The 20,345-nt window shown below is 60.7% G+C and carries 25 protein-coding genes; 4 read left to right on the top strand and 21 right to left on the bottom strand.

Annotated elements, in window-relative coordinates:
* Nucleotides 1-7 precede the first annotated feature (7 nt).
* From AACH55_RS21155 to AACH55_RS21105, 11 genes are read right to left on the bottom strand one after another with little or no spacing between them, the layout of a single operon-like run.
* Nucleotides 8-2,632 carry a phage tail protein gene (locus AACH55_RS21155; RefSeq protein WP_338716599.1) on the bottom strand — a complete coding sequence of 875 codons (2,625 nt, stop codon included), beginning with the start codon at nt 2,630-2,632 and terminating at the stop codon, nt 8-10.
* Complete coding sequence (locus AACH55_RS21150) at nt 2,633-2,746, bottom strand: GpE family phage tail protein (RefSeq protein ID WP_121043124.1); 114 nt, start codon at nt 2,744-2,746, stop codon at nt 2,633-2,635.
* An 8-nt stretch (nt 2,747-2,754) separates the two neighbouring features.
* Nucleotides 2,755-3,075 (bottom strand): phage tail assembly protein, encoded by a 321-nt coding sequence (locus tag AACH55_RS21145; protein WP_338716598.1) that lies wholly within the window; start codon nt 3,073-3,075, stop codon nt 2,755-2,757.
* Between the two features lie 59 nt (nt 3,076-3,134).
* On the bottom strand, nt 3,135-3,644 hold the full coding sequence (locus AACH55_RS21140; protein WP_338716597.1) for a phage major tail tube protein: 510 nt from the start codon (nt 3,642-3,644) through the stop codon (nt 3,135-3,137).
* Between the two features lie 57 nt (nt 3,645-3,701).
* A complete protein-coding gene (locus AACH55_RS21135; protein ID WP_338716596.1) occupies nt 3,702-4,877 on the bottom strand; it encodes a phage tail sheath protein in 1,176 nt (391 codons plus the stop codon).
* 42 nt (nt 4,878-4,919) lie between these two features.
* Nucleotides 4,920-5,270 (bottom strand): hypothetical protein, encoded by a 351-nt coding sequence (locus AACH55_RS21130; RefSeq protein WP_338716595.1) that lies wholly within the window; start codon nt 5,268-5,270, stop codon nt 4,920-4,922.
* Between the two features lie 8 nt (nt 5,271-5,278).
* Nucleotides 5,279-6,337, bottom strand: a complete 1,059-nt coding sequence (locus tag AACH55_RS21125; RefSeq protein ID WP_338716594.1) for a phage tail protein — start codon at nt 6,335-6,337, stop codon at nt 5,279-5,281.
* On the bottom strand, nt 6,334-6,954 hold the full coding sequence (locus AACH55_RS21120) for a phage tail protein I (protein ID WP_338716593.1): 621 nt from the start codon (nt 6,952-6,954) through the stop codon (nt 6,334-6,336). The genes AACH55_RS21125 and AACH55_RS21120 overlap by 4 nt, the downstream gene beginning before the upstream one ends.
* Complete coding sequence (locus AACH55_RS21115; protein ID WP_338716592.1) at nt 6,947-7,870, bottom strand: baseplate J/gp47 family protein; 924 nt, start codon at nt 7,868-7,870, stop codon at nt 6,947-6,949. The genes AACH55_RS21120 and AACH55_RS21115 overlap by 8 nt, the downstream gene beginning before the upstream one ends.
* Nucleotides 7,867-8,211, bottom strand: a complete 345-nt coding sequence (locus AACH55_RS21110) for a GPW/gp25 family protein (protein WP_204727237.1) — start codon at nt 8,209-8,211, stop codon at nt 7,867-7,869. Before AACH55_RS21110 ends, AACH55_RS21115 begins: the two co-directional genes overlap by 4 nt.
* Complete coding sequence (locus tag AACH55_RS21105) at nt 8,208-8,852, bottom strand: phage baseplate assembly protein V (protein ID WP_338716591.1); 645 nt, start codon at nt 8,850-8,852, stop codon at nt 8,208-8,210. Before AACH55_RS21105 ends, AACH55_RS21110 begins: the two co-directional genes overlap by 4 nt.
* Before the next feature lie 211 nt (nt 8,853-9,063).
* Between AACH55_RS21105 and AACH55_RS21100 the strand changes: the two genes are divergently transcribed.
* Together AACH55_RS21100 and AACH55_RS21095 are read left to right on the top strand one after the other, a co-directional pair.
* The gene (locus AACH55_RS21100; RefSeq protein ID WP_338716590.1) at nt 9,064-10,290 is read left to right on the top strand and encodes a CocE/NonD family hydrolase; all 1,227 of its coding nucleotides are present in this window, start codon (nt 9,064-9,066) and stop codon (nt 10,288-10,290) included.
* A gap of 92 nt (nt 10,291-10,382) precedes the next feature.
* Entirely contained in the window at nt 10,383-11,279 is an 897-nt protein-coding gene (locus tag AACH55_RS21095) for a prolyl oligopeptidase family serine peptidase (protein WP_338716589.1), read from the top strand.
* Nucleotides 11,280-11,367: 88 nt separating this feature from the next.
* Here the strand turns inward: AACH55_RS21095 and AACH55_RS21090 are convergent, their stop codons facing one another.
* The 10 genes from AACH55_RS21090 to AACH55_RS21045 form a co-directional block, all read right to left on the bottom strand.
* Entirely contained in the window at nt 11,368-11,832 is a 465-nt protein-coding gene (locus AACH55_RS21090) for a phage virion morphogenesis protein (RefSeq protein WP_338716588.1), read from the bottom strand.
* A complete protein-coding gene (locus AACH55_RS21085) occupies nt 11,829-12,314 on the bottom strand; it encodes a phage tail protein (protein WP_338716587.1) in 486 nt (161 codons plus the stop codon). The genes AACH55_RS21090 and AACH55_RS21085 overlap by 4 nt, the downstream gene beginning before the upstream one ends.
* Complete coding sequence (locus AACH55_RS21080) at nt 12,268-12,837, bottom strand: lysis system i-spanin subunit Rz (protein ID WP_338716586.1); 570 nt, start codon at nt 12,835-12,837, stop codon at nt 12,268-12,270. The genes AACH55_RS21085 and AACH55_RS21080 overlap by 47 nt, the downstream gene beginning before the upstream one ends.
* Nucleotides 12,834-13,364 (bottom strand): glycoside hydrolase family 104 protein, encoded by a 531-nt coding sequence (locus tag AACH55_RS21075; protein ID WP_338716585.1) that lies wholly within the window; start codon nt 13,362-13,364, stop codon nt 12,834-12,836. The genes AACH55_RS21080 and AACH55_RS21075 overlap by 4 nt, the downstream gene beginning before the upstream one ends.
* Nucleotides 13,361-13,735 carry a hypothetical protein gene (locus AACH55_RS21070; protein ID WP_338716584.1) on the bottom strand — a complete coding sequence of 125 codons (375 nt, stop codon included), beginning with the start codon at nt 13,733-13,735 and terminating at the stop codon, nt 13,361-13,363. The genes AACH55_RS21075 and AACH55_RS21070 overlap by 4 nt, the downstream gene beginning before the upstream one ends.
* Nucleotides 13,736-13,775: 40 nt before the next feature.
* Entirely contained in the window at nt 13,776-13,985 is a 210-nt protein-coding gene (locus tag AACH55_RS21065; protein ID WP_338716583.1) for a tail protein X, read from the bottom strand.
* The gene (locus AACH55_RS21060) at nt 13,985-14,476 is read right to left on the bottom strand and encodes a head completion/stabilization protein (RefSeq protein ID WP_338716582.1); all 492 of its coding nucleotides are present in this window, start codon (nt 14,474-14,476) and stop codon (nt 13,985-13,987) included. Before AACH55_RS21060 ends, AACH55_RS21065 begins: the two co-directional genes overlap by 1 nt.
* A 90-nt stretch (nt 14,477-14,566) precedes the next feature.
* Entirely contained in the window at nt 14,567-15,286 is a 720-nt protein-coding gene (gene gpM, locus AACH55_RS21055; RefSeq protein WP_338716581.1) for a phage terminase small subunit, read from the bottom strand.
* A complete protein-coding gene (locus AACH55_RS21050) occupies nt 15,286-16,329 on the bottom strand; it encodes a phage major capsid protein, P2 family (RefSeq protein ID WP_338716580.1) in 1,044 nt (347 codons plus the stop codon). The genes gpM and AACH55_RS21050 overlap by 1 nt, the downstream gene beginning before the upstream one ends.
* Nucleotides 16,330-16,378: 49 nt before the next feature.
* The gene (locus tag AACH55_RS21045) at nt 16,379-17,221 is read right to left on the bottom strand and encodes a GPO family capsid scaffolding protein (protein WP_338716579.1); all 843 of its coding nucleotides are present in this window, start codon (nt 17,219-17,221) and stop codon (nt 16,379-16,381) included.
* 143 nt (nt 17,222-17,364) lie between these two features.
* Here AACH55_RS21045 and AACH55_RS21040 point away from each other — a divergent pair, with 143 nt between their 5' ends.
* Nucleotides 17,365-19,146, top strand: coding sequence for a terminase ATPase subunit family protein (locus AACH55_RS21040; protein ID WP_338716578.1), 1,782 nt, complete (start codon nt 17,365-17,367; stop codon nt 19,144-19,146).
* Nucleotides 19,146-20,198, top strand: coding sequence for a phage portal protein (locus AACH55_RS21035; protein ID WP_338716577.1), 1,053 nt, complete (start codon nt 19,146-19,148; stop codon nt 20,196-20,198). Before AACH55_RS21040 ends, AACH55_RS21035 begins: the two co-directional genes overlap by 1 nt.
* Nucleotides 20,199-20,345: the final 147 nt, after the last annotated feature.

Below are 20,345 nucleotides of genomic sequence, written 5' to 3'. Positions count from 1 at the left end.
TTTTTCCTTAATCCCAATCTGCGAGGTTCGAGCGCTGGCGCGACGCCTTCATGCGGTCGCGGCGATCCAGCTCAATAGCCACCGCGCGGGCGATGGCTTGCTCATCCATGCCAGGCGTCGGCTGGATGATGATTTGCACCGTGTCGCCCTGGTAGACGACGGGCTGCGCAGCGCCACCGCTGATCGGTGGCCGGCTATCGAGGGCCATTGCCGGCACGCTGCCCGCGCCAATAGCAACGGCTGCGCCCGCGCTGGCCAGCTTGCCGGCGAGGCTGCTGACGGTAGACAGCGGGCCGTCCTGGCCACGATTCAAGCCCACGGCCAGGCCCTGCATGGTGTAGTCGCCCAGCTCGGCAAAGACCCGGCTCGGGCTATGGATGTCGAGCTTTTCCTTGAACCAGCCAATGACACTGGCCCCGGCGCCCAGCACCGCATCCTTGACGGCACCGATGCCGCTGGTAATGCCGTTGACCAGGCCGCGCAGGATCATGGCGCCGAACTCGGTAAATTTGGCCGGCAGCTCGATGCCGAACCAGCTCAGCACGCCCGCAAATGCCTGGTAGAACAGGCCCACCGGAGACCAATTCAAGATCAGCGCGCCCACGCCGGCCAGGCCGCCCGCGAAGGCGCCGCGTATCTGCTGCCACAGGTTGCCGAAGAAGCCGGCAATGGGTTCCCAATTCCGGTACAGCAGATAGGCAGCGGCGGCGATGGCGGTCACCGCCAGGCCAATGGGGTTCATCAGGAAGATCCGTCCCAGCCACATGAAGACCGTGCCGACGCCGCGCAGGATCGGCATGAGCAAACTCCCCTGCAGCCCGATCTTTGCGAACAGAACGTGCAACATGGCATAGGGACCGATGATCGAGGCCAGGGCGAGCATCAGCGGCCCTATCACCACCATGATGGCGGCGATGGCACTGAAGGCCACAATCATGGCCTTGGCGGTGGCCGGATTGCGCTCCATGAAGCCGGTCAACGCTTGGACGGCATTGGCGGCCATCTGCAGGCCAGAGGCGTAGAGCGGCAGGATCTTGGTGCCCAGCTCCAGTTTCAGGTCTGCCACCTTTGACAGCGTTTCCAGTTCCTTGCCGCTGGCGGTGTCCCGGCCGAGCTTGTCGAGCTCGTCGATGTTGGCGGCGCCCCGGTTCAATTTCTCGTTCTTGTGGATCTGCGTACGCTGCTGGTACATGGTCGAGAAGAGCTGCGCCGCTGTGCGGTTCGAGAAGATCCCGCCGATGGCGTCGAGGATCCCCTTTTCGTCCGTGATGCCCTTGCTGGCCAGTTGCGGCAACAGCACTTTCTCCAGCCATTCGAATTGGTTCTCGCGGAACAGGTCCGCGCCCTTGATGGCGCCCGGATTCAGGAACGAGACCTGGCCGGCCTTGTCATGCTTCACCTTGGATTGGTCACCGATCAGGCCCAGGTCCGACAGCATGGCAATGGAACGCTTGGTGGTGCGGCCCTGATAGAGGTTCTGATAAGCGCTCATCATCGAGGTGCCGACCCGGTTACCGCCCATTTCCTGCACCAGGGATTCGAGCTGGTAATAGAAGGCTTCATCCTTGATGCCCTTGGCCGCGATACCACCGGTCTTGATGAGGTTCAACCACTCGCCCGGCCCGACCCGGCCGCCCGTGGCAGTCAGCACCTGCTGCACCATATTGGCCTGCTTGGAGAACGTACCAATGTCCTTGGTGCCGTTGCGCATTTCGATGACCTTGAGCATGTCCATGAACTTGCGCTCGTTCTCCGCGCCCTCGGCTTCCCCGTAGAAGGCGTGATTGCCGAATTTCATCTTGGCCATCATGGGCGCGACCATTTCGGCGTGGTGCGTGTCGCCAAAGGCCGTAATGCCGTCGCGCAGCAACTGCAGGTTGTCGAGCTGGCTGGTGCCGTAGGTTTTCATGTCGCGCGCGAACTTGATCGCCTCGGCGGTGGCGGCCGGTCCCAGGCCGAGCGCACGCACGCGGCCGTTCTCGGTCTCGTAGTGCTTGGCCTCTTTCAGGCCGGCCAGCACAGGGGCGCCCATGGCGGCGCCGCTGGCCGTGGCCCCCACGCCGGCCGCTGCCAGGCCGCCCGCCGTGCTGCGCAGCTTGTCAGCGCGCTGGCGCGCATTGGCCATCACCTGCTGCTGACGATGGTTGGCGGTGAGCTTCTTCTGCTGGTCCGCTAGTTCGGCATTGGTGGCGGCAATGCTGTTCTTGAGCCAGGTCTGCGCATTGGCGAGCTGGCGCGAGCCGATGCCGGCATCGGCCAGGCGTTCGCGCAAGGCGCGATACTGCGTGCCTTGCCGCTCGCTGGCCTCCTGCAGAGACTTGACGCTGCGCACCGCTGCATTAAATTCGCGCGTCATGGCGCGGGTCGGGTTCTCGGTAGCCTTCATCCTGGCCGCCAGCTCAGCGACGCGCTGCTGCGCGGTGGCCAACTCGGCATTCGTCTTGCGCATGCCCTGGTGCAGGTCACGCAGGCCGTTGAGGTCGCTCTGCTGCTTGTTCAGCTCGCGCAGGCGGTCGCTGGTGTCCTTCAGTGCCTTACCGGTGTCCTTGGCGCCGCCGGCAATCTTCTTTAGCGGGGCGGTGATTTTCTCCATCATGGAGAACACCACCTGCATTTTCAGTTCATTTGCCATTTACTCCGCCCCGCTTCTTACTCGGGCGCGCTCGCGCCACTTCATGAGGTCTGCCAGTTCCAAGTCCTCCATCGCGGCCGGTGGCCAGTGGAACACCGTCGCGATGTCGGCCATGGCGTCTTCTACTTCGATTGGGAGACCAAGGCCCGGTCCGCCTTCGGTGCCAAAAAAACAGAGACCTCCATGCCGCACTTGATCAGGTCGGCCGGGTCCATGGCGGCGACGTCGAACTGCGTCAGGGCGGGTTCACTGATGCGCGGCAGCACCACCTGCAGCGCGCTCACGTTCATGTTCATGAGATCCATCAGGCTGACGCCACGCAGGGCGCCGGACTTGGGGCGGCGCAGGGTCAATTCGGTGATTTGGGTATTGCCGCGCGTCAGCGGTTCGTCCAGCTCGACAACAACGGTTTCGATTTTGGGGGCGGTTGCGGTGGTGGTCATAGTGCTTCCTTTTCAGATTGGGAATTGGGAGAGGCAGGCGGCGCGATGCCGCCTGGCCATTACAGACCGATGGCCTTGCGGATGTCGGCGCGGCGGTCTTCGCCGCCGACGATCTCGATGCCGTTCATGAAGTCGAAATCGAAAATCACCTCGTTATCGATGGTGAGCTTGTACGCGCTCAGGGGCATGCTGAATTTGTGCGAGGTGTCGTCGCCCACCTTGGCATTACCCATATCCACTTCTTTGTAGCGGCCACGCACAGTGATTTCAACCGCCTGCACGGATGCATCGTCATCGCTCTGATACGCGCCAGCGAAGCGCAGTTGCACGGCACCATGCGTCTTGGCGGCATACTGCTTGAGCGCTTCCTTGACCAGGCCGCCGGCAGTCCACTCCAGTTGCAGGGCTTCCTGGCCCAGGTCCGCCGACACAGGGCCGGACATGCCGCCCGCGCGATATTCCTCCATCTTGCGCGACAGCTTCGGCAAGGTCACTTCAGTGGCCATGCCGGCAAAGCTGATGCCGTTCTCGAACAAATTAAAATCCTTCAGTTTGTGGGGCATGCCCATGTCTTGCTCCTATGATGTGAGGACGGGAGGCGGCCGGGCGTACCGGCCGGCTACCCATTAGGCGGCGACGCGCGCGGCGAAGTCGGCCAGGTATTGGTCGGTAATGCGCTGCTGGAACAGCAGGTTTTCCACCGGGGGCACCGGGGTGTAACCGTAGTCGATGGTCAGCTTGCCGGCCTTCAACGTGTCCTTGTCGTTGAATTGCTCATCGAACCAGGCTTCACCGTCGATGATGTAGCCGCTGGCCTTCAGGGAGCGGAACTTGGCATTGATGCTGGCCACCAGATCCTTGACGAGAGAAGGCGTCATCGGCAGGTCGACATAGACCATGTGCGCTTCAGCGATGGTGTCGGCCAGCACCTGTGCGGTGCGCGTGTAGTTCTCGAACGGGAAGTAACCACCCTGGATTTCGCAGGTGCGCGAGCCCCAGAAGCGATAGCCGCTCATGTTGATGAGGGTGGTGACTTCCTTGGCATTGAGCACGCCGGCGTCCGTCGCTGGGTCTTGCAGATCCCAGAACACGTCACGGCTGATGCCGGTCGGACCGTTCACCACTACGTTGGAGAGAGTCTTGTGCCAGCCGGTCTGCTCGTCGATCTTGGCGCGCAGGCCCAGCGCGTAGGCCACGGCCGAGATACTCACATCCGCGTTAGAAGACGTGTCCCACGAGACGAATTCCGGCCAGATCAGCATCACTTCACGCTGACCGAATTCCGCACGGTAGGCGGTGGCGGCCACCACCGTGGCGCAGTTCCAGCAGGATGCGTAGACGAAAGCGCGCAGGGTCTGCGCCAGGGAGGCCAGAGCATTGGTCACCGCCTTGGTATCCAGGCCCGGCGCGCCCAGGATGCGCGGCTTGATGCCGAGCTTGGCTTGCGCCGCCAAGAGGGCCTTGGAGCCGGTATAGCGGCCCTCGGCCGAGACGCCGCCGATGACCAGGCTGGTTTGCTCGTCCTCATCGTCGCCTTCGGCCACGCGCACCAGCACCACCAGGGGTTTGGCTTGCGCTGCGATGGCTTCCAGCACGCGGCGCATGGTGCCGCTCTTGCCGGCCTGGGCTTGCGCTGCTACCACATTGGTAATGAGCACAGCGGTGTCCAGCGGGAAAGTCTCGGCGTCGGCATCGTCGGCCGTGACGATCACGCCGATGACGGCGGTAGAGACGGTGCGAATGGGGCGTGTCCCCTCGTTGATTTCGATGACACGCACGCCGTGGTGGTAATCGGTTGCCATGGTGGCTTACTCCTCAGAAAAATAGGGTGGAATGTGACTGCCTCAGGTCAGGGTCTGCAGCTCGTCCCGGAGCGCGGACGCGGCGGCTTCAAGCTCCGCCACGCGGGCCTTGTCGGCATCCGTTCCCGTGCCCGCGTAGAGAGCACGAAGCGGGCGCAAACTGGCCGCATCGATCTTGTCCAGCTCCGCGAGGATGAGCAGGCGGCGATCAGGCACGGCATTGTTCTCGCTCAGGTCTGTTCGCCCGGCGGCGTTGATCGTGATGACCTTGCCTTCGGCTTGTCCGCTCAGAAGGCGTGCATATTCGTCGTCTGTGATTTCTACTGCGTCGCCAGGGATCGGACTGTGAATGCGCGAGTCGAGGAACCCTGATGTTTGGGAGAAATATTTCATGGGTGCTCCTATCGCCCGATGGCGAACCAGGTAATGTTCGTATTGACGGCACTGGAAAAGGCGTTGAATCCAGTCACGGAAGTCGAATTGACCGATACGACGCCGGAAGAATAGCCATTCGTGTTAGAAATCGTGAGTGCCAGCAACGCGGTCGGAAACGCGATGGGGAATGCCCACCCCGTCGCAGCCCCAGCGGTGGACGAGACATAGCCCTGGCCCCATTGCAGAATCAGGCCGCCGAGCCAGGTCGGGAAAATGAAATAGCCGGCGGCCGCGCTGTAGTAGGCAGAAAAGCCGGCACGCAGCTTTCTTGGCGTGACGATAGTGGCGTCATCTGTGCCAGCCGTGACCTGTGCTTGCGTCGCGATCTTGGCCGCGCCCATCACCGCCTCGGTCGCCTGCACCAGCTTCTTGGCAATGGCCTTGAATACCTTCAGCGGGGTCATGGCCTTGGTGTCGTCGGCGCCTGCCTCGGCTTCATCAGTCGTTGCCAGCCTGACGATGCCTTGATTGGCTTCTGCTGCCTCGCCGAGCAGTGTTACGACCTTCTCGCGCGTCACTACGTATTGCGGATGAGGGTCGGCCTTTTGCTCATGCGCCGTCACTGCGTCGTCAGCGTACTTGCGCGTCGCCAGGACCACAGCAGGATCAATCTTCAATTCAACAGCGGCAGTGCTTGCCACCAGCAAGACGACGCGCACCACCTGATCCTTACCGGCGCCGTCGGCCAACAGCGGCTTATAGCTGGGCGGGCAGTTCGCCACCGCGCACAGGTTACCGGCGTCGTCGAAGATACCGATTTCGCGCACCCACCAGCCGCCGACATCGGCCGGCAACACCTGCTCGATGATGATCTGGCTGGGGTTCTTCGGATCTTTGTCGAGGGTATTGATGGGCGCGCGGCGTTGCTCTTTCACAAGGGCGGTCTGCTTGCGATCCGGCACCGGCACGGCGCCATTGCCATCGCCCACGGCCATGTGCGTCAACTTCAGCGGAATGCCCAGCGCCAGGGCATTGGCGATTCGGGCCTCGCCGATTTCAGTCGGAATAGAAAAATAGGTGCTCATGGGTAGATGCTCATGATTTCAATAATGTGGGTGGCACAGCCGATGAATGGCCCGCCGGCGGTCTCGATGCTGTCCGGGGTCCAGGGATAGACCGTGACCGCCTCGCCAAACTGCGCGTATGCGCCAACGTTGATTTGTCCACGGGTCTCCAGATGGATACGCAGCCCGGTCAAATGGCGGGACAGCGGCTTGGCGTCGTCAATGAGCCGTTCCATTTCGAGGAACATTTCATCGGTGATGCCCGAATCCAGCACGCCGACCTCAAGTGCGAAGGTGCCGCGCGGGCCGCGTGGTTCGGTCTGCCACCATTCACTGATCTTGATGATGTAACCCAGGGACTCCACGACGCCGCGCACGGCCGCGATGGTGCCCTTGTGCTGGTGGATGTAGCGGGCGGCCTTGATCGTGCCGCGCTTGATGGCCTCGGGCCAGGTATCGTCCCAGCGATCCACCGAAAAGGACCAGGCCAGGAAGGGCAGCAACTCCACCGGGCAGCGGTCGGGATTCCACAGCAGACGAAGGGGCACCGGCGTGTCGGCCAGGGCGGCGCAGGCGCGCGCGAGCGCGCGCTCCAGGTGCGTCGTATTGGGCGGCAGGGTCGGGACCGGGTTATACATCGTCCACCTCTTCCAGCACCTCGGCGGTGATTGTGATGCCGGTGCAGCGTGCCGCTTGCGTGCGTCCGCAGAGAATGTCCGCCGCTGGGGATTTCACGACGACATTGCGCACGCCTTCGACCTTCAGCGCAGCCACATAGGCATTGCGATAGACGCTATAGCCCAGCGGGCGCAGCGGCTTGGAGATAGCGGCCGCGTTCGACCGGGCGGCATTCAGAGCGATGGGTGCCTCGGGGCCTTTTTCGACATACACCACCGCTTCCAGCGCGTAGTCCGTGACCTGGCCCTGTACCACCGAGACCAGATCGCCCAGGGGACGGATATCCTCGGCCGACAGTGCGGCATCGACGGTTTGCAGCAGGTCGGCCGGCGCCTGCCAGTCATCCGAGTTCGCCAGGACGGCCACCACGACTTCGCACGGTGCTGGGCTGACGGCGCGCGCGTCCAGCACGCGGCCGTCAGCACTGCGCGCATGGAATTCATAGGCATTGCGCGGGCCGGCTGTCGAGAGCGCATCAGGCGCTTCCTGAATGCGCAGGCGGTACGCATCGTCGCCTTCCAAGACCTCGGCCACCGGCGGCGAGGCATCCGGATCAGCTTCGACCAATACCAGGCGCTTCACGTTGGTATTGGCGCCGATCTGGTCGAGATCTGAGCCGATGGCAAACGACAACATGACCGCCTTGGCGGCATCGTTGACGCGATTGCGCAGCAATAGCTCTTGATAGGCGTTCTCCTGCAGCAGCTTGGTAGCCGGCTCAGACTCCAGGGACAGCACATTGGCAGCGGCCTCGCGCTCATCTTCCGGCAGCAGTGCCAGCACGGCCGCCTTGCGACTGGCCAGGATGGTTTCGAAGTCCAGTGTTTCCAGCACTTGCGGTGCCGGCAGCAGGGACAGGTCGATGGGCGAGCTCATTGCGTCGCCCCTTCACGGACCTGCACGGAAAATTCGACAGCGGTGCCATTGGTAACACCTTGCAGCACCACCGAGATTGCGCCGCTGGCGTCCCGGTTGAGGTTCACCGACGAAAGAGAAATGCGCGGCTCCCACAGCGTCAGACGATAGGCCACGGCCGCATAGATGCGCATGACGGTCACCCCATTCAGGGGCTGGTCGATCAGCTCGGGGATTTCCGAGCCATAGGCGCGGCGGTAGATGCGGGTGCCCAGCGGCGTCATGAGGATATCGCGCACGGACTGGCGGATGTGATCCAGCAGAGATAGGCTGCTGCCGGTGGAGGCGTTCATGGCGATCATGGCAGCGGCGTTCCCGACTTCTCATCGCCGCGCTTGATCTCGCCGTGCGGGTGATTGCGCAGACTGATATTGCCGGCCTTCACGTCGCCGGTCGCGTTCACCTCGCCATCAATGACCATCGCGGCGCCACCGTCGCCGCCCTGGACCTTGGCGCCATTGTTCAATGCGCTGAAGCCTTCCACCACCAGATTGCCCTTGATGGTCACATTGCCGGTGCAGGTGGTTTGTGGTGCGTCGGCGGTCACCGCATCGGCTTTCACCAGGGCCGAGCTGCCGGCCGGCAGGATGGCCGACAGCGAGTGCTTGCCGAAATCGTAGAGCACAACGGCGCCGTCCGGATAGTGGATGGAGCGAATCTTGAGAGAGGTTTGCGGTGCCGGGGAATCGGCCGAGAACAGGCCGGCCAGGACTTTACCTTGGGTCAGGTCGCCATTGGGGGAGAAGACGATGACTTGCTCGCCGATGGACGGCGGGCACCAATCGATGACATCCCCAGCACGCAGCGCGATCCATTGCAGCCAGGTGGTGAGCAGCGTGGGAGATAAGCGCACGCGCACCTTGTCCGCATTGATCTCGGCAATCTTGCCGGTGCGGATCAAATTGGGGATGGTGCGAACGAGTTCGGAGAGGTCGGGCGTCATGCAACCCATGTTGCCGCATCGCGCGTGCGAAGGCACTTACTGACGGGTTGATATAGCGCTAAATAACTTTCCCCAATATTGCACACGCTCTTGACTTGGCAAGATGCAGCAGCTCAAGTTTGATTAACTTCATGGCATTCGGAGCGTCGCATTATGTCAGCAATATGTCAGCGCCTAGTAAAGCTAGGGTCAGGAAAATAGTAGAAACTACATGATGAGCTTGGAAGACACCTTCTGCATATCTAATCGCCTCATGACAGTAAAATATTTAATGCGCATTGTATCGAAAGTCGTTGTCGCTACTATCACCGCTTTTTCCTGCCACTTTCCTGTCTCAGCACAGACCCAGTTGGATAAGCATCTCGTTGAGGAAATCCCCGGCCTGATCAGAGAGCCAACAATTCTCGCCGTACCAAAAGAAAACGGAGATGTCGCTCAGCTGGATGCATTTATCACCAGACCATCAAAGCCGGGACAATATCCAGTAGTCATTATTACAAATGGTACGGATGGGAATGCAAAAAGTGATCGTATATCGCTGAATCCCAACCGCTTTTCAGCGGCAGCTATTGCCTTTGCTAGACGAGGATATGCTGCGGTGGTGGTCCTACGCCAAGGATATGGCCGCTCCACCGGCATCCCGGAATATTTCGGTGGCAGCTGTCTTTCTCCCCGCCACTTTGCAGCGGGAATGGCCGCTGCTAGCGATATCACAGGAGCACTGGTCGCGATTCGCAAACAAGCTTGGGCAAGTTCAGAACATGCATTACTTGTGGGGATGTCGTCAGGAGGTTTCACGGTATTGGCTGCAAGTGCTGAAAATTCCCCGGGGGTTAGTGGCGTGATTGCATTCGATCCTGGCCGAGGAGCACGACAAGATGGCCAGGTCTGTGACAAGCAAGGATTGATGGATGCGCTCTCCGAGTTTGGCCGGCAAGCAAGGATACCCACTCTATGGATCTACGCTGCCAATGACACGTGGTTCCCACCGGCGCTAGGAAAAGAGATGTGGTCTAGCTACAAGAATGCTGGAGGCCAAGCCGAGCTGTTTATCGCGCCTGCGTTCAAAAAAAACGGCCACACTATTCTGGTCTCCGCAGAAGAGGGCCTTTGGTGGGGAAGAGTTGAGCAATTTCTTCGTGAACATAGTTTACCCGCAGATGAAATCGTGAAACAGCCCGTAGTGAAACTGCCTCCACCTTCAGGCTTGACCGCCGCCGGCTATAAGGCATTTGAAGAATACGTAAAGCTGCAGAGCTACGAAAAAGCTTTCGCCTCGAATGGGGAAGGCATCTGGGGAAGCGCACGATGGGCCAGGACGAAGCAGGAAGCCGCTGAAATCGCAACGAACGCCTGCAATACCGGAAAGAAACCAGATGCACCCCAATGTCGCCTTTATGCACTTGGTGATGAGGTCGTAGAAAACGACAAGAATTGAAGCTGATATCCCTTTTCAGTCTTGTATGAGGTTGTCTGAATTCGTCAACGTCCTTCCGTGCCGACAAACATCAAAATTGATAGCCATAACCTATGCGCCAAATGCATCAATTATTTAACCTGTTCATTCTTATCCTTTCGATGCTCTCGGGACTTTGCGTAACTTGCTCTGTTCACGCTCGAGAAGCCGGGTTACCAATGAATGAAAGCGTTGAGACTATTGATGTTGCCGTTAAGGATGTGCATGGAAATGAAGAAGTCGGCAAAATTGTTATTACAGAATTCAGGCCGGACGGTGCCGGCCCTTTTCCCATTGTTATCATGAATCACGGGCGCAGTTCTGCCAGTCGGAGCGAGCCACCGAGGTTTCGTCATCCCCGGCAGGCACAGTATTTTGTGGATCATGGTTTCGCAGTATTTGAGCCTACGAGGATTGGATACGGAGAGTACGCTACAACATTCGATCCAGAAAGCAGTGGTAGCTGTAGGGGCAAGCATTACGGGGCGGTCGCGGAGGCCGGTAGTGCCGAAATATTGGCAGTGTTAAACCACATAAAAAGTTTTTCTTTTGTCGATCCTCAGAAGATATTGCTGGTTGGACAGTCAGTGGGAGGATATCTGACAATGGCCGCCGCAGCGCGCCATCCAAGTGGACTAATTGGCGCAATCAATTTCGCGGGCGGCCATGGAGGTAACATGAATAAGCACACTGGCACGCCTTGTAGTCCGCAAAAACTTGAGAATATGTTTGAACGGTTCGGAAGGAGTACGACAGTTCCCACTCTGTGGATCTATACAGAAAACGATCCGCTGTTCGGTCCCCGGTACAGTCGCGCATGGTACGACGCATTCATTGCATCAGGCGGTATGGCTGAGTATCACCTCTTGCCACCATTTGACCATAACGGACACGCTCTTTTTGCCAGAGGGATGGCAAAGTGGACTCCAATAGTAGATGCATTTTTGACGAGATTAGGGGTGGCCAATTGATGGATTTTGCTGATCATGAGGAATAAACCCATCCCGTTCTAAGATTCCTTCATCGTTTTAAACCAAGGCGGCTGTACGGCGTGCCACTCTAATTTGAGCAATGTTCCAGCAGGATTCTGCGTAACGCTGAAATGTCAGCGTCCGTGAACCCTAATAGCGGTCTGGCTGGGTATTTGTAGCTCGGCCCGCTTGGAGCAACTTGGTCTTGCAGGCCCTCATGATGCACGCGCGCGATGCGCGCCACCTTCCCAAAGAAACCGATCGATGCTTGATTGGCATCCGCCTGCACTTGCAAATAGGCATTCGTGCGCAGCTTGTTGAACATGGCCGCCTTCTGCCGCTTGATCCGGCCAGACTTGCCGCGCAGTTCCTTGCGATTCTTGCGCGCTGGATAAGGCGTGCCATCGGGCGCCACCTGCTGGGCGATCAGGCGCGCATGCTCGCGCCGCAGGTCATTGGCCACCTGGCGCACCAGCTGGCGCCGTTGCGCCGGCTGCACCTTGGCCATCAAGGCGCCGGCCCACTCTTCCAGGCGTTGCAGATCATCACTCATGGCAGTGTCGGTACTTCCCATTCGGCCAGCAGGCTATCGCCCTGGTAGAGCTGCCAGAAGTCATCAGCGAATGGCGGCGTGAGATGAGGCTCGGCTGCGTGGATGATCTCCAGCCGGCCGCCGTCCTGCCGTTTCACGATGGTGCGTTCCGTGAGCGCCAGCTTGATCGACAGATCGAGCGAGTCCGCGCTGTTCATGTCCACTTCGAAGCGGATGGCCTTTTTGGCGTTCTCTGGATTGGCAAACGCTTCCCGTTGATGAACCCGCATCCACGCCAGCAGCGGCACGAACACCAGATCGAGGTCCAGGCCGATGTCGGTCAAGATCAGATTCAACACATAGTCATACTCGAAGGACAGACCGGCCGTGCCGGTGGCGCGCGATCCGCCTTCATCGATGAAGATGTGCAGCTTGTCCGGATTCTGCGCCAGATCCTTAATGGCCTTGCGCAGGTAATCCCGCAGATTGTTGGGCTTGTACATTCAGTTTCTCGCGCAAGGCATTGTAGGCATCGATCAGGGCATTGCTTTGTCGGATGGCGTCATCGCCTTCGCTGGCGATGTCGTCAAGAAACTCTGCTGCCGCTGGCGTAAGTTCGGATCGCGCTTCCTGACCAGCTCCACCGGCAGTGCCGGTATCTGCGCAACTGGCCCCGGCGGGCACTGCAGCGACGACGGGGACTGACAGCCGGATAGCGCCGCTGCGCACACCAGCAATGTAAGTGTCTTTCTCATGGCGGGCAGCATCCCTTTCATTGGTGAGCTTGTCGGTAATGGCCTGGATGGCGTCGCGCGCGTTGCGCTCGGCCTTCAACACCTGTTGAGTGCGTTCGGCCCTGGCGTCGGCCGCTGCCTGATTGGCAACGGCAATGCCAGTCTTCAGGTGGTCAATGTCGGCATCCTTGCGCCATCCCTGGATAGCCCAGGCGGATGCAAAGGCCACCGCCAGCAAGCCGATGCCGAGAGCGGCACGCAACCGGGTGCGCCAGGTGTCGGTCAGCGTCATGCCAATACCCCGCCGGCATCCAGGAAGGCCAAGTGCAGTTCCTCGCTGGTTTTCAGGGTCGGCAGCACGATGGCGTCACCGCCTTCCCGCGTGAATGCCTTTTCGAGATCCACATAGCGATGCTCGAACTGGCCATAGCCGGCGCCCGGCAAGGATGCCCAGATGTTTTTGCACTTGGCGATGGCGTCGGCCAGGCGGCCGGCGTCGATATCGGGCAAGGCCCGGCATTCCTTGATCTGCTGCAGGGCGATGGCGTCTTGCACCTCCGGCCCGAATCCGGTTAGTCCGAGCTGCTTGCGGTAGATATCGTAGTAGCGCATCAGCAGCTGATAAGCACCGGCCGCCGTGGACCAATTCTGGATACGAGGAATCCAGACGCGCACGCGCGGATGATCGGCGTAGCTGGTAAAACGGGTGCGTCCGACGATCTGGTCATAGCCGCGGTCGCGCGTGGTCGGCGAATTGGACGTGCCTTCGGAGAAGCGCAGCATGCCCAGGAAGGCGCGGCGGTTATCGGTAGCGTTCACAGTGTTTCCTTCACGTCGCGCGCCAACTCGGCAATATCCTTGCCCTGGCGCCGCTGGAACCATAGCGCCACGGCCCGCGTAATCCACCAGGCCGGCGCGCCGACCATCAAATCGACCGGCTTCGGCCCCAGCGCGGCCGCGATGGCCGGCACATGCTGCAGCAGCAGGGAAAACGCCAGGTCGCCGAACATGATGGAGAAGGCGCCCGCGCACGCCAGGCGCACCACGAATTCCTTTTCGTTGAACGAGCCATCGGCATTGCGCGGCGGCAGGACGATGTACAGCAGCGCGGCGCCGACCATGCCGAGCACGGCCTTGATGCCGTAGATTTTCAGGATGGCAGCGATGCCACCGGCGGATTCTGCTGCCATAACGTGATTTCCCCTTGTCAGTAATTTGGTATTCATGTCGTCAGTCCCACAGGCTGATACTGTCTTGCGCCGCGCTGGGTGCTTCCACTGCAGCGGGCAGCGTGACCATCGTGCCCGCCGGCAGCACCGCCCCCAACGCGGCCAAGGCAGGATTGAGCGCAAGCGCCTGCTCCACATAGCCGCTACTGGCGCCCAGGTAGCGAAACACCAACGCATCGAGCGTATCTCCCTGCTGGCTGCGTACCTGCATCAGATCAGCTCCACGGTCGCATGCGTGCGGCCGAGAATGTCATTGATGGCCCAATGGCCGTTACGGCGCTGCACGTCCGGCGCCATGTCCATCCATTCCATGTTTTTCTTGTCGGTCAGCGCGCTCGCGGTGGTGTCGTAGTCCCGATAGCTCTCGAAGATGTCAGCCTTGGCGAAGCTGTAGACGGCGCGACGATAGTGCGCGACGTACTGGCTTTCGCCGTCCACCTTGAGCGCGGGCACCTCTTCCAGCTTCTGAACACCACTGGCCAGGTGGCCCGCCTGCCAGTCCCGTAGCAGTCGATTGGCCGTCAGGATCGCGTCTATCAGGGCCGGGCGGAGCCGCGCATCGGTCACCGTCGAATCCAGCCGCATGGCATCCCGCATGGCCGGCATGCTGATGTCGGGGAAAAATCCGTCATTGGTGATGGCCTTCACATCGGCCGGCATGGTCGGCGCCGCCGTTACCGGCACCTCGTCGATATAGCTCATGGTCTTGAAATGTGTGGGGGGCGGTGGCCGAGACATCCGACGAACAAGGTCGCTTCCGTCTCGGGCCGCCCCTGCGCCGTGGGGTGCTCTTTACTTGGCCGGTTCGGCGAACTTCTTGAGTCGCCGCTCCAACCGCTCGATTTCCTTCTTGACGCCGGCCGCCTGGTGCAGCTCGCTCGCCCGGGTGAGGTGCTGCAGCGAAGCCGTGGCCCGGTCGGCCGTGGCCGCAGTGATGTTCTCGGCATCCACCTGATTGACCAGCTCCAGCAGGGCCAGGCCCAGCGCCTTATGCACCTTGGCGCGCGCCTGGTCGGGCGTATCGGCATTGCCGGTCATGGCCAGCACCTGTTGCAGGATCTCGGCCGCGCGGGCAGGGTCATCCTTCAGCTTGCCGCCCAGGCTGGCGCCCGCGAAATCGTCCTGCAGCAGCGTGGGCAAGGTCCGGTTGTAGCGATCCGGCAAAGTGAACTTGTGTTCCAGCGCATAGGCCGAGAGCTGCAAGGCGCGTTCGTAGTCGCCGACATCGATGTGCCACACCAGCACATTGACCAGCACTTCGTCGTGGGCACCACGGCCGCCCGACAGCACGCCATCAATCCAGTCCTGATAGGCCGGCAGCAGGGTGGCCTTCATTTCGATCTTGCGTTCGATGGATTGGATGTTGGACAGCGTGCGCCGGTCCTCATGCAGCTTCATCAGCATCAACTCGTAGGCGCTGCCTGTGGTCACGCCGCCCGGCTCGCCGGCAGACGCCGCCAGCTTGCCGAGCATGCGCTCACGGTGGCGCGCGGCGGGAGACAGGCGCGACATCAGGCGCCGCCCGCTGCCGCATCCTGCAGCACCACGTTTTCCACCAGGGCGGCCAGGCCCTCATCCTCGATCACGTAGGCGTCATTGGACGATTCATAGTTCTCGATGCGGTCGGCCTTCGGTTCATCGACCACACGGCGGCGGCGGCCACCGTTCTGGAAGTAGATCGACAGGTTGTCCAGGCGGGTAATCAGCATGGCATTGGCCGGGAAGGACGGCACGCGCACCGCCGGCAGGCCGCCGATACGCTTCTGGCTCACGATGATGTCAGCGGCCAGGGCTTCAGTCGGTGCCTGATCCTTGTTGATCAAGGGGAAATACTTGTCGTGCAGCAGCTCGCGGCCGACGATGACCACGAGGCCCGTATCGTCCTGATACCACGGGTCCAGATTGGTCACCGCGTCATACACGGCGGCATCGAGGTTCACGTAATCGGCGCCCGCGCCCTTGCCGATGACCACCTTGCCCGGCAGATCCTGGCCGACCAGGCCCATGACGCGATGCGGCGACTGCTCGCGGATCTGCTGCAGCCAGCCCTTGTTCACGTCCTGCAGCAGCGGATACAGGTCGAGATTGGTATCGGCGGCCACTTTCACGCCGTTGAAACCGATCATGATGCGGTCCAGCGCCTGGCGTTTCAGGATCGCATTGGCCAGACGCAGTTGGAAGTCCGGGAACTTGGCCCAGGCATCCAACTTGGCATAGGTGATATGGGTGTCGAAATTGGTCTTCTCGCAGCGATAGCGGGTGTTCGACATGGCCGATGCGTCGCGAGTACTGCGGCGCTTGTCGCCGCGCGTATCGGTACGGCTGGCGATGGGGCCGGACACGCCCAGGCCGATTTTTTCGCCTTCCTGCTCATCGACGCCGATCAGGTTGATGCTGGACAGGAATTCGGACGATTCCTGCATTTTGTCTTCCAGCTTCTGTTGCACGGTCGGGTCCACCGAGAAGGTCGAATGGACGGCACCGCCGGCAACATCATTCAGGCTCGCCAGGCGCGCAGTGTAGGCGTTATAGGCGGCACGGGTCTGATTCTTCATGTGTTCTGCTCCAGGGTAAATTCAGAAAATAGGTTCGCGCGAGACTGGCTTAGAACTCGGTCTGCACGGCGCCGCTGCTGCCGCCACCGGTGGCAGGCGGGCGTTGTGTGCTGTTCTTGTCGGTCAGGTTGACGGTCTGGCGGAACTGCTCGGCGGCGGTCGATTCATCGCCCACGCGCTTTTCCAGCTTCTCCAGGCGAGCCACAGCGTCGGCCACATCCTTGCTCGCTTGCGCGGCAGACTGCGCGAACTCGCCGACCTTCTCGGCCACGGCGGTCATTGCAGCAACCACATCGGCATGCTGGGCATCGGCCTTCTTCTCGCCACCGCCGATGCGGCTGAACAGCTGCTTGATGGTCTCGGCCACGCTCGGGCCGTCTTCTTCGAATTCGAGCTTGGCCTCGATGGCTTCGGAGAACAGGTTCTCCGGCTTCAGCTTGCGGGGAGTAAAGGGGGAGGCCTTGGGATTGGTGGCCGAGAACTGCAGAATCTCGGTGCCCAGGCTGGCGGGGCTGTCGGTCACAGCCAGGCCCACGAGATAGGAGCTACCGGTATCCGCGAACTTGTCGGCCAGCTCGATGCTGGTGAAGATCTTCTGGCGATCCTTGTTCATGGCGATCAGCGCAGGCGTCGGCTCGATCTGAGCGAACAGAGCCAGGCGCCTACCGTTCTCGGTGTCGACCTCTTCGGCCTTCAATGCCAGGACATCGCCGTAGGCCTTGAACGGACCATCGGGCAGCAGGCTGCGCAGATGTTCGACCCACACGCGAGCGCCGTAGGTTTTCACGTTATAGCTGTCGGCCATCTGCTGGATTTGCTCGCGGCTGATGCTACGGCCGTCGGTGGTCGCGCCCTCGGTCGCGACGCGGAAAAATTTGCTCTTGGTTGCCATGAGTTTTCGCGCTCGTTATCGGTTGATCGGATAACGTCATCTTCTGCCGATGGGCGAAATGCATCAATGAACTGAGGGTTGAAAAGGGGGATAGCGACTCGGCAAAGTCCCCGCTACGCGCGCGCGCCGCCTACGCTTGCGGCATGTTAGAAATTCCAGAAGACATCAAAGACAACATCGACCAGGCGGCCGAGCCTCGGCACGTTGCGCGCCGCCTGTATTTCGAGGGCTGGCGCATCTCGTCGATTGCGCGCCACCTGAAGATTAAGCGATCTACCGTCAATAGCTGGAAGCACCGCGATGAATGGGAAAAGGTCTCGCGCTTGGAGCGCGTAGAGATTGCCCTTGAAGCGCGCATAGTGCAACTGATCGCCAAGGAAGTAAAGGGCAATGGCGAGTATAAGGAACTCGATGCACTGATGCGCCAGCTTGTGCAGGCTGCGCGCGTGCGCCGCTATGAGCAGCCGGGCGGCAATGAGACCGACCTCAATCCCAAGCTCGCCAATCGCAATGCCGGCCCGAAGAAAAAGCCGGTGCGCAACGAGTTCAGCGAAGAGGCGCAGCAACGCATCGTCGAGGCATTCAACGATTCCCTGTTCGACTATCAAAAGGTCTGGTACCGAAACGGCAGCGAGCGCACTCGCATCATCCTGAAATCGCGCCAGATCGGCGCGACCTGGTACTTCGCCCGCGAAGCTTTGATTGATGCGATCCAGACCGGACGCAATCAGATTTTTCTCTCGGCCTCGAAATCGCAGGCGCACGTCTTCAAGCAATACATCATCCAGTTTGCGAAGGACGCATGTGGCGTGGAGCTGTCCGGCGATCCTATCGTGCTGCCCAATGGCGCGCACCTGTATTTCCTCGGCACGAACGCCCGAACGGCCCAGGGCTATCACGGCAACTTCTATTTCGATGAATTCTTCTGGACGCACAATTTCACCGAGCTGAACAAGGTGGCGTCAGGCATGGCCCTGCATAAGAAGTGGCGCAAAACCTACTTCTCGACACCCTCGGCCACCACGCACCAGGCCTATCCGTTCTGGACCGGTGATGCGTTCAACAAGCGCCGCGCCAAGGGCGAAAAGGTCAACATCGATGTGAGCCACAAGCGCCTGTCATCGGGCTTCACCGGTGAGGACAAAATCTGGCGCCAGATCGTCACGATCATGGACGCCGCTGCTGGTGGCTGCGACCTGTTCGACATCGACGAACTGCGCGACTTCGAATACTCGCCGGACCAGTTCGACAACCTGTTGATGTGTAACTTTATCGACGATTCCGCGTCGGTGTTCCCCCTGGCCGACCTGCAGCGCGGCATGGTGGATTCGTGGGTGGATTGGGACGACTATAAACCGTTCACGGCTCGCCCCTTTGGCCACCGCCCTGTGTGGATCGGCTATGACCCATCACTGACCGGCGACAGCGCCGGCTGTTCGGTGATTGCCCCGCCGCTGGTCCCTGGTGGCAATTTCCGCATCCTTGAACGCCACCAGTGGCGCGGTAAAGATTTTGCGGAACAGGCCGCGCTCATCAAGGAAATGTGCGGTCGCTACAACGTCCAGTACATCGGCATCGACACCACCGGCATGGGCGTGGGCGTCTATCCGCTGGTGAAGCAGTTCTTCCCTGGTGCGACCGCCATCAGCTACTCGCCCGAAGTCAAAACGCGGATGGTGCTGAAGGCCCAAAACATTATCCGCAGTGGCCGCCTGCAGTTCGATGCGGGCTGGACGGACATCGCGCAGTCCTTCATGGCCATTCGCAAGATCCTCACGCCCAGCGGCCGCGCTGTCACCTATGACGCTGGCCGCTCGGAAGAAACCGGCCACGCTGACTTGGCCTGGTCGGTCATGCACGCCCTCGACTATGAGCCCTTCGAAGGCACCACCGCTAACAACACATCATCTATGGAGTTCTTCTGATGAAACACAGAGCACGCCGCCGCGCGGCTGCATCCGCCAATACCGTGCCGGCCAAGGTCGAGGCGCCGCCGTCGCCAGCCGTCGAGGCGTTTTCTTTTGGCGATCCGTCGCCCGTGCTGGAGGGGCGGGACATGCTCGCCGATGTCGAGTGCTACCGCAATGGCGATTGGTACGAGCCGCCCTTGAGCATGGGGGGCCTGGCCAAGTCCTTGAATGCCAGCGTTCATCACGCTAGTGCGATCTGGTGCAAGGTCAATATCCTGGCCTCGACCTTCCAGCCGTCCGCCGTATTGTCGCGCGGCGACTTCACGCGCCTGGCCCTGGATTTCCTGTTGTTCGGCAACTGCTATGCCGAGCGCCGCGAGAGCATGACGGGCAAGCTTTTGAGCCTCAAGCCGGCATTGGCCAAATACACGCGCGTGGGCGTGGAGTCAGGGCGGTATTTCTTCGTCAATGGCTGGCGGGATACCTACGAATTCGAGCGCGACACCATTTGGCACTTGCAGGCGCCCGACATCAATCAGGAGGTGTATGGGGTGCCGCAGTACGTGAGCGCGCTGCAATCGGCCTGGCTCAATGAGTCAGCAACGCTCTTCCGCCGACGCTACTACCTCAACGGCTCGCATGCGGGCTTCATCCTATACATGACCGACACCGCCAGCAACGTCAACGACGTGGACAAGCTGCGCGAGGCGATGCGCAACAGCAAGGGACCGGGCAACTTTCGCAACCTGTTTGTGTATGCACCAGGCGGCAAGAAAGATGGCCTGCAGATCCTGCCGGTTTCCGAGATCGCGGCCAAGGACGAATTTTTCAATATCAAGAACTGCACTCGCGACGACGTGCTGGCCGCGCATCGCGTGCCGCCGCAATTGCTCGGGACCATGCCCAATAACACTGGCGGATTCGGCGATGTGACGAAGGCCGCTGCCGTCTTTGGCTGCAACGAGATTGAGCCGCTGCAGGCGCAGTTCCTTTCCTTGAACGAGTGGGCCGGTCAAGACGTGGTTCGGTTCCGCCCCTACCAACTTCCTACCAATGAGGGCAAATAATCATGAGCGATCACGCCGACAACGCAGACAGCAGAATCTATCGAACCATCGACGCCGGCTTGGCCGCCGCACGACGTGCGCCGGCATTGCAGCCTGACTGCAGGTGCCACTTCTGCGACGAGCCAGTAGCCGTCGAGCTGCTGTTCT

It is taken from the genome of Herbaspirillum sp. DW155 (assembly GCF_037076565.1).
Taxonomy (GTDB): domain Bacteria; phylum Pseudomonadota; class Gammaproteobacteria; order Burkholderiales; family Burkholderiaceae_D; genus Herbaspirillum.
The sequence above is the reverse complement of the archived record's forward strand: the minus strand, read 5'-3'. Positions and strand labels throughout refer to the sequence as shown.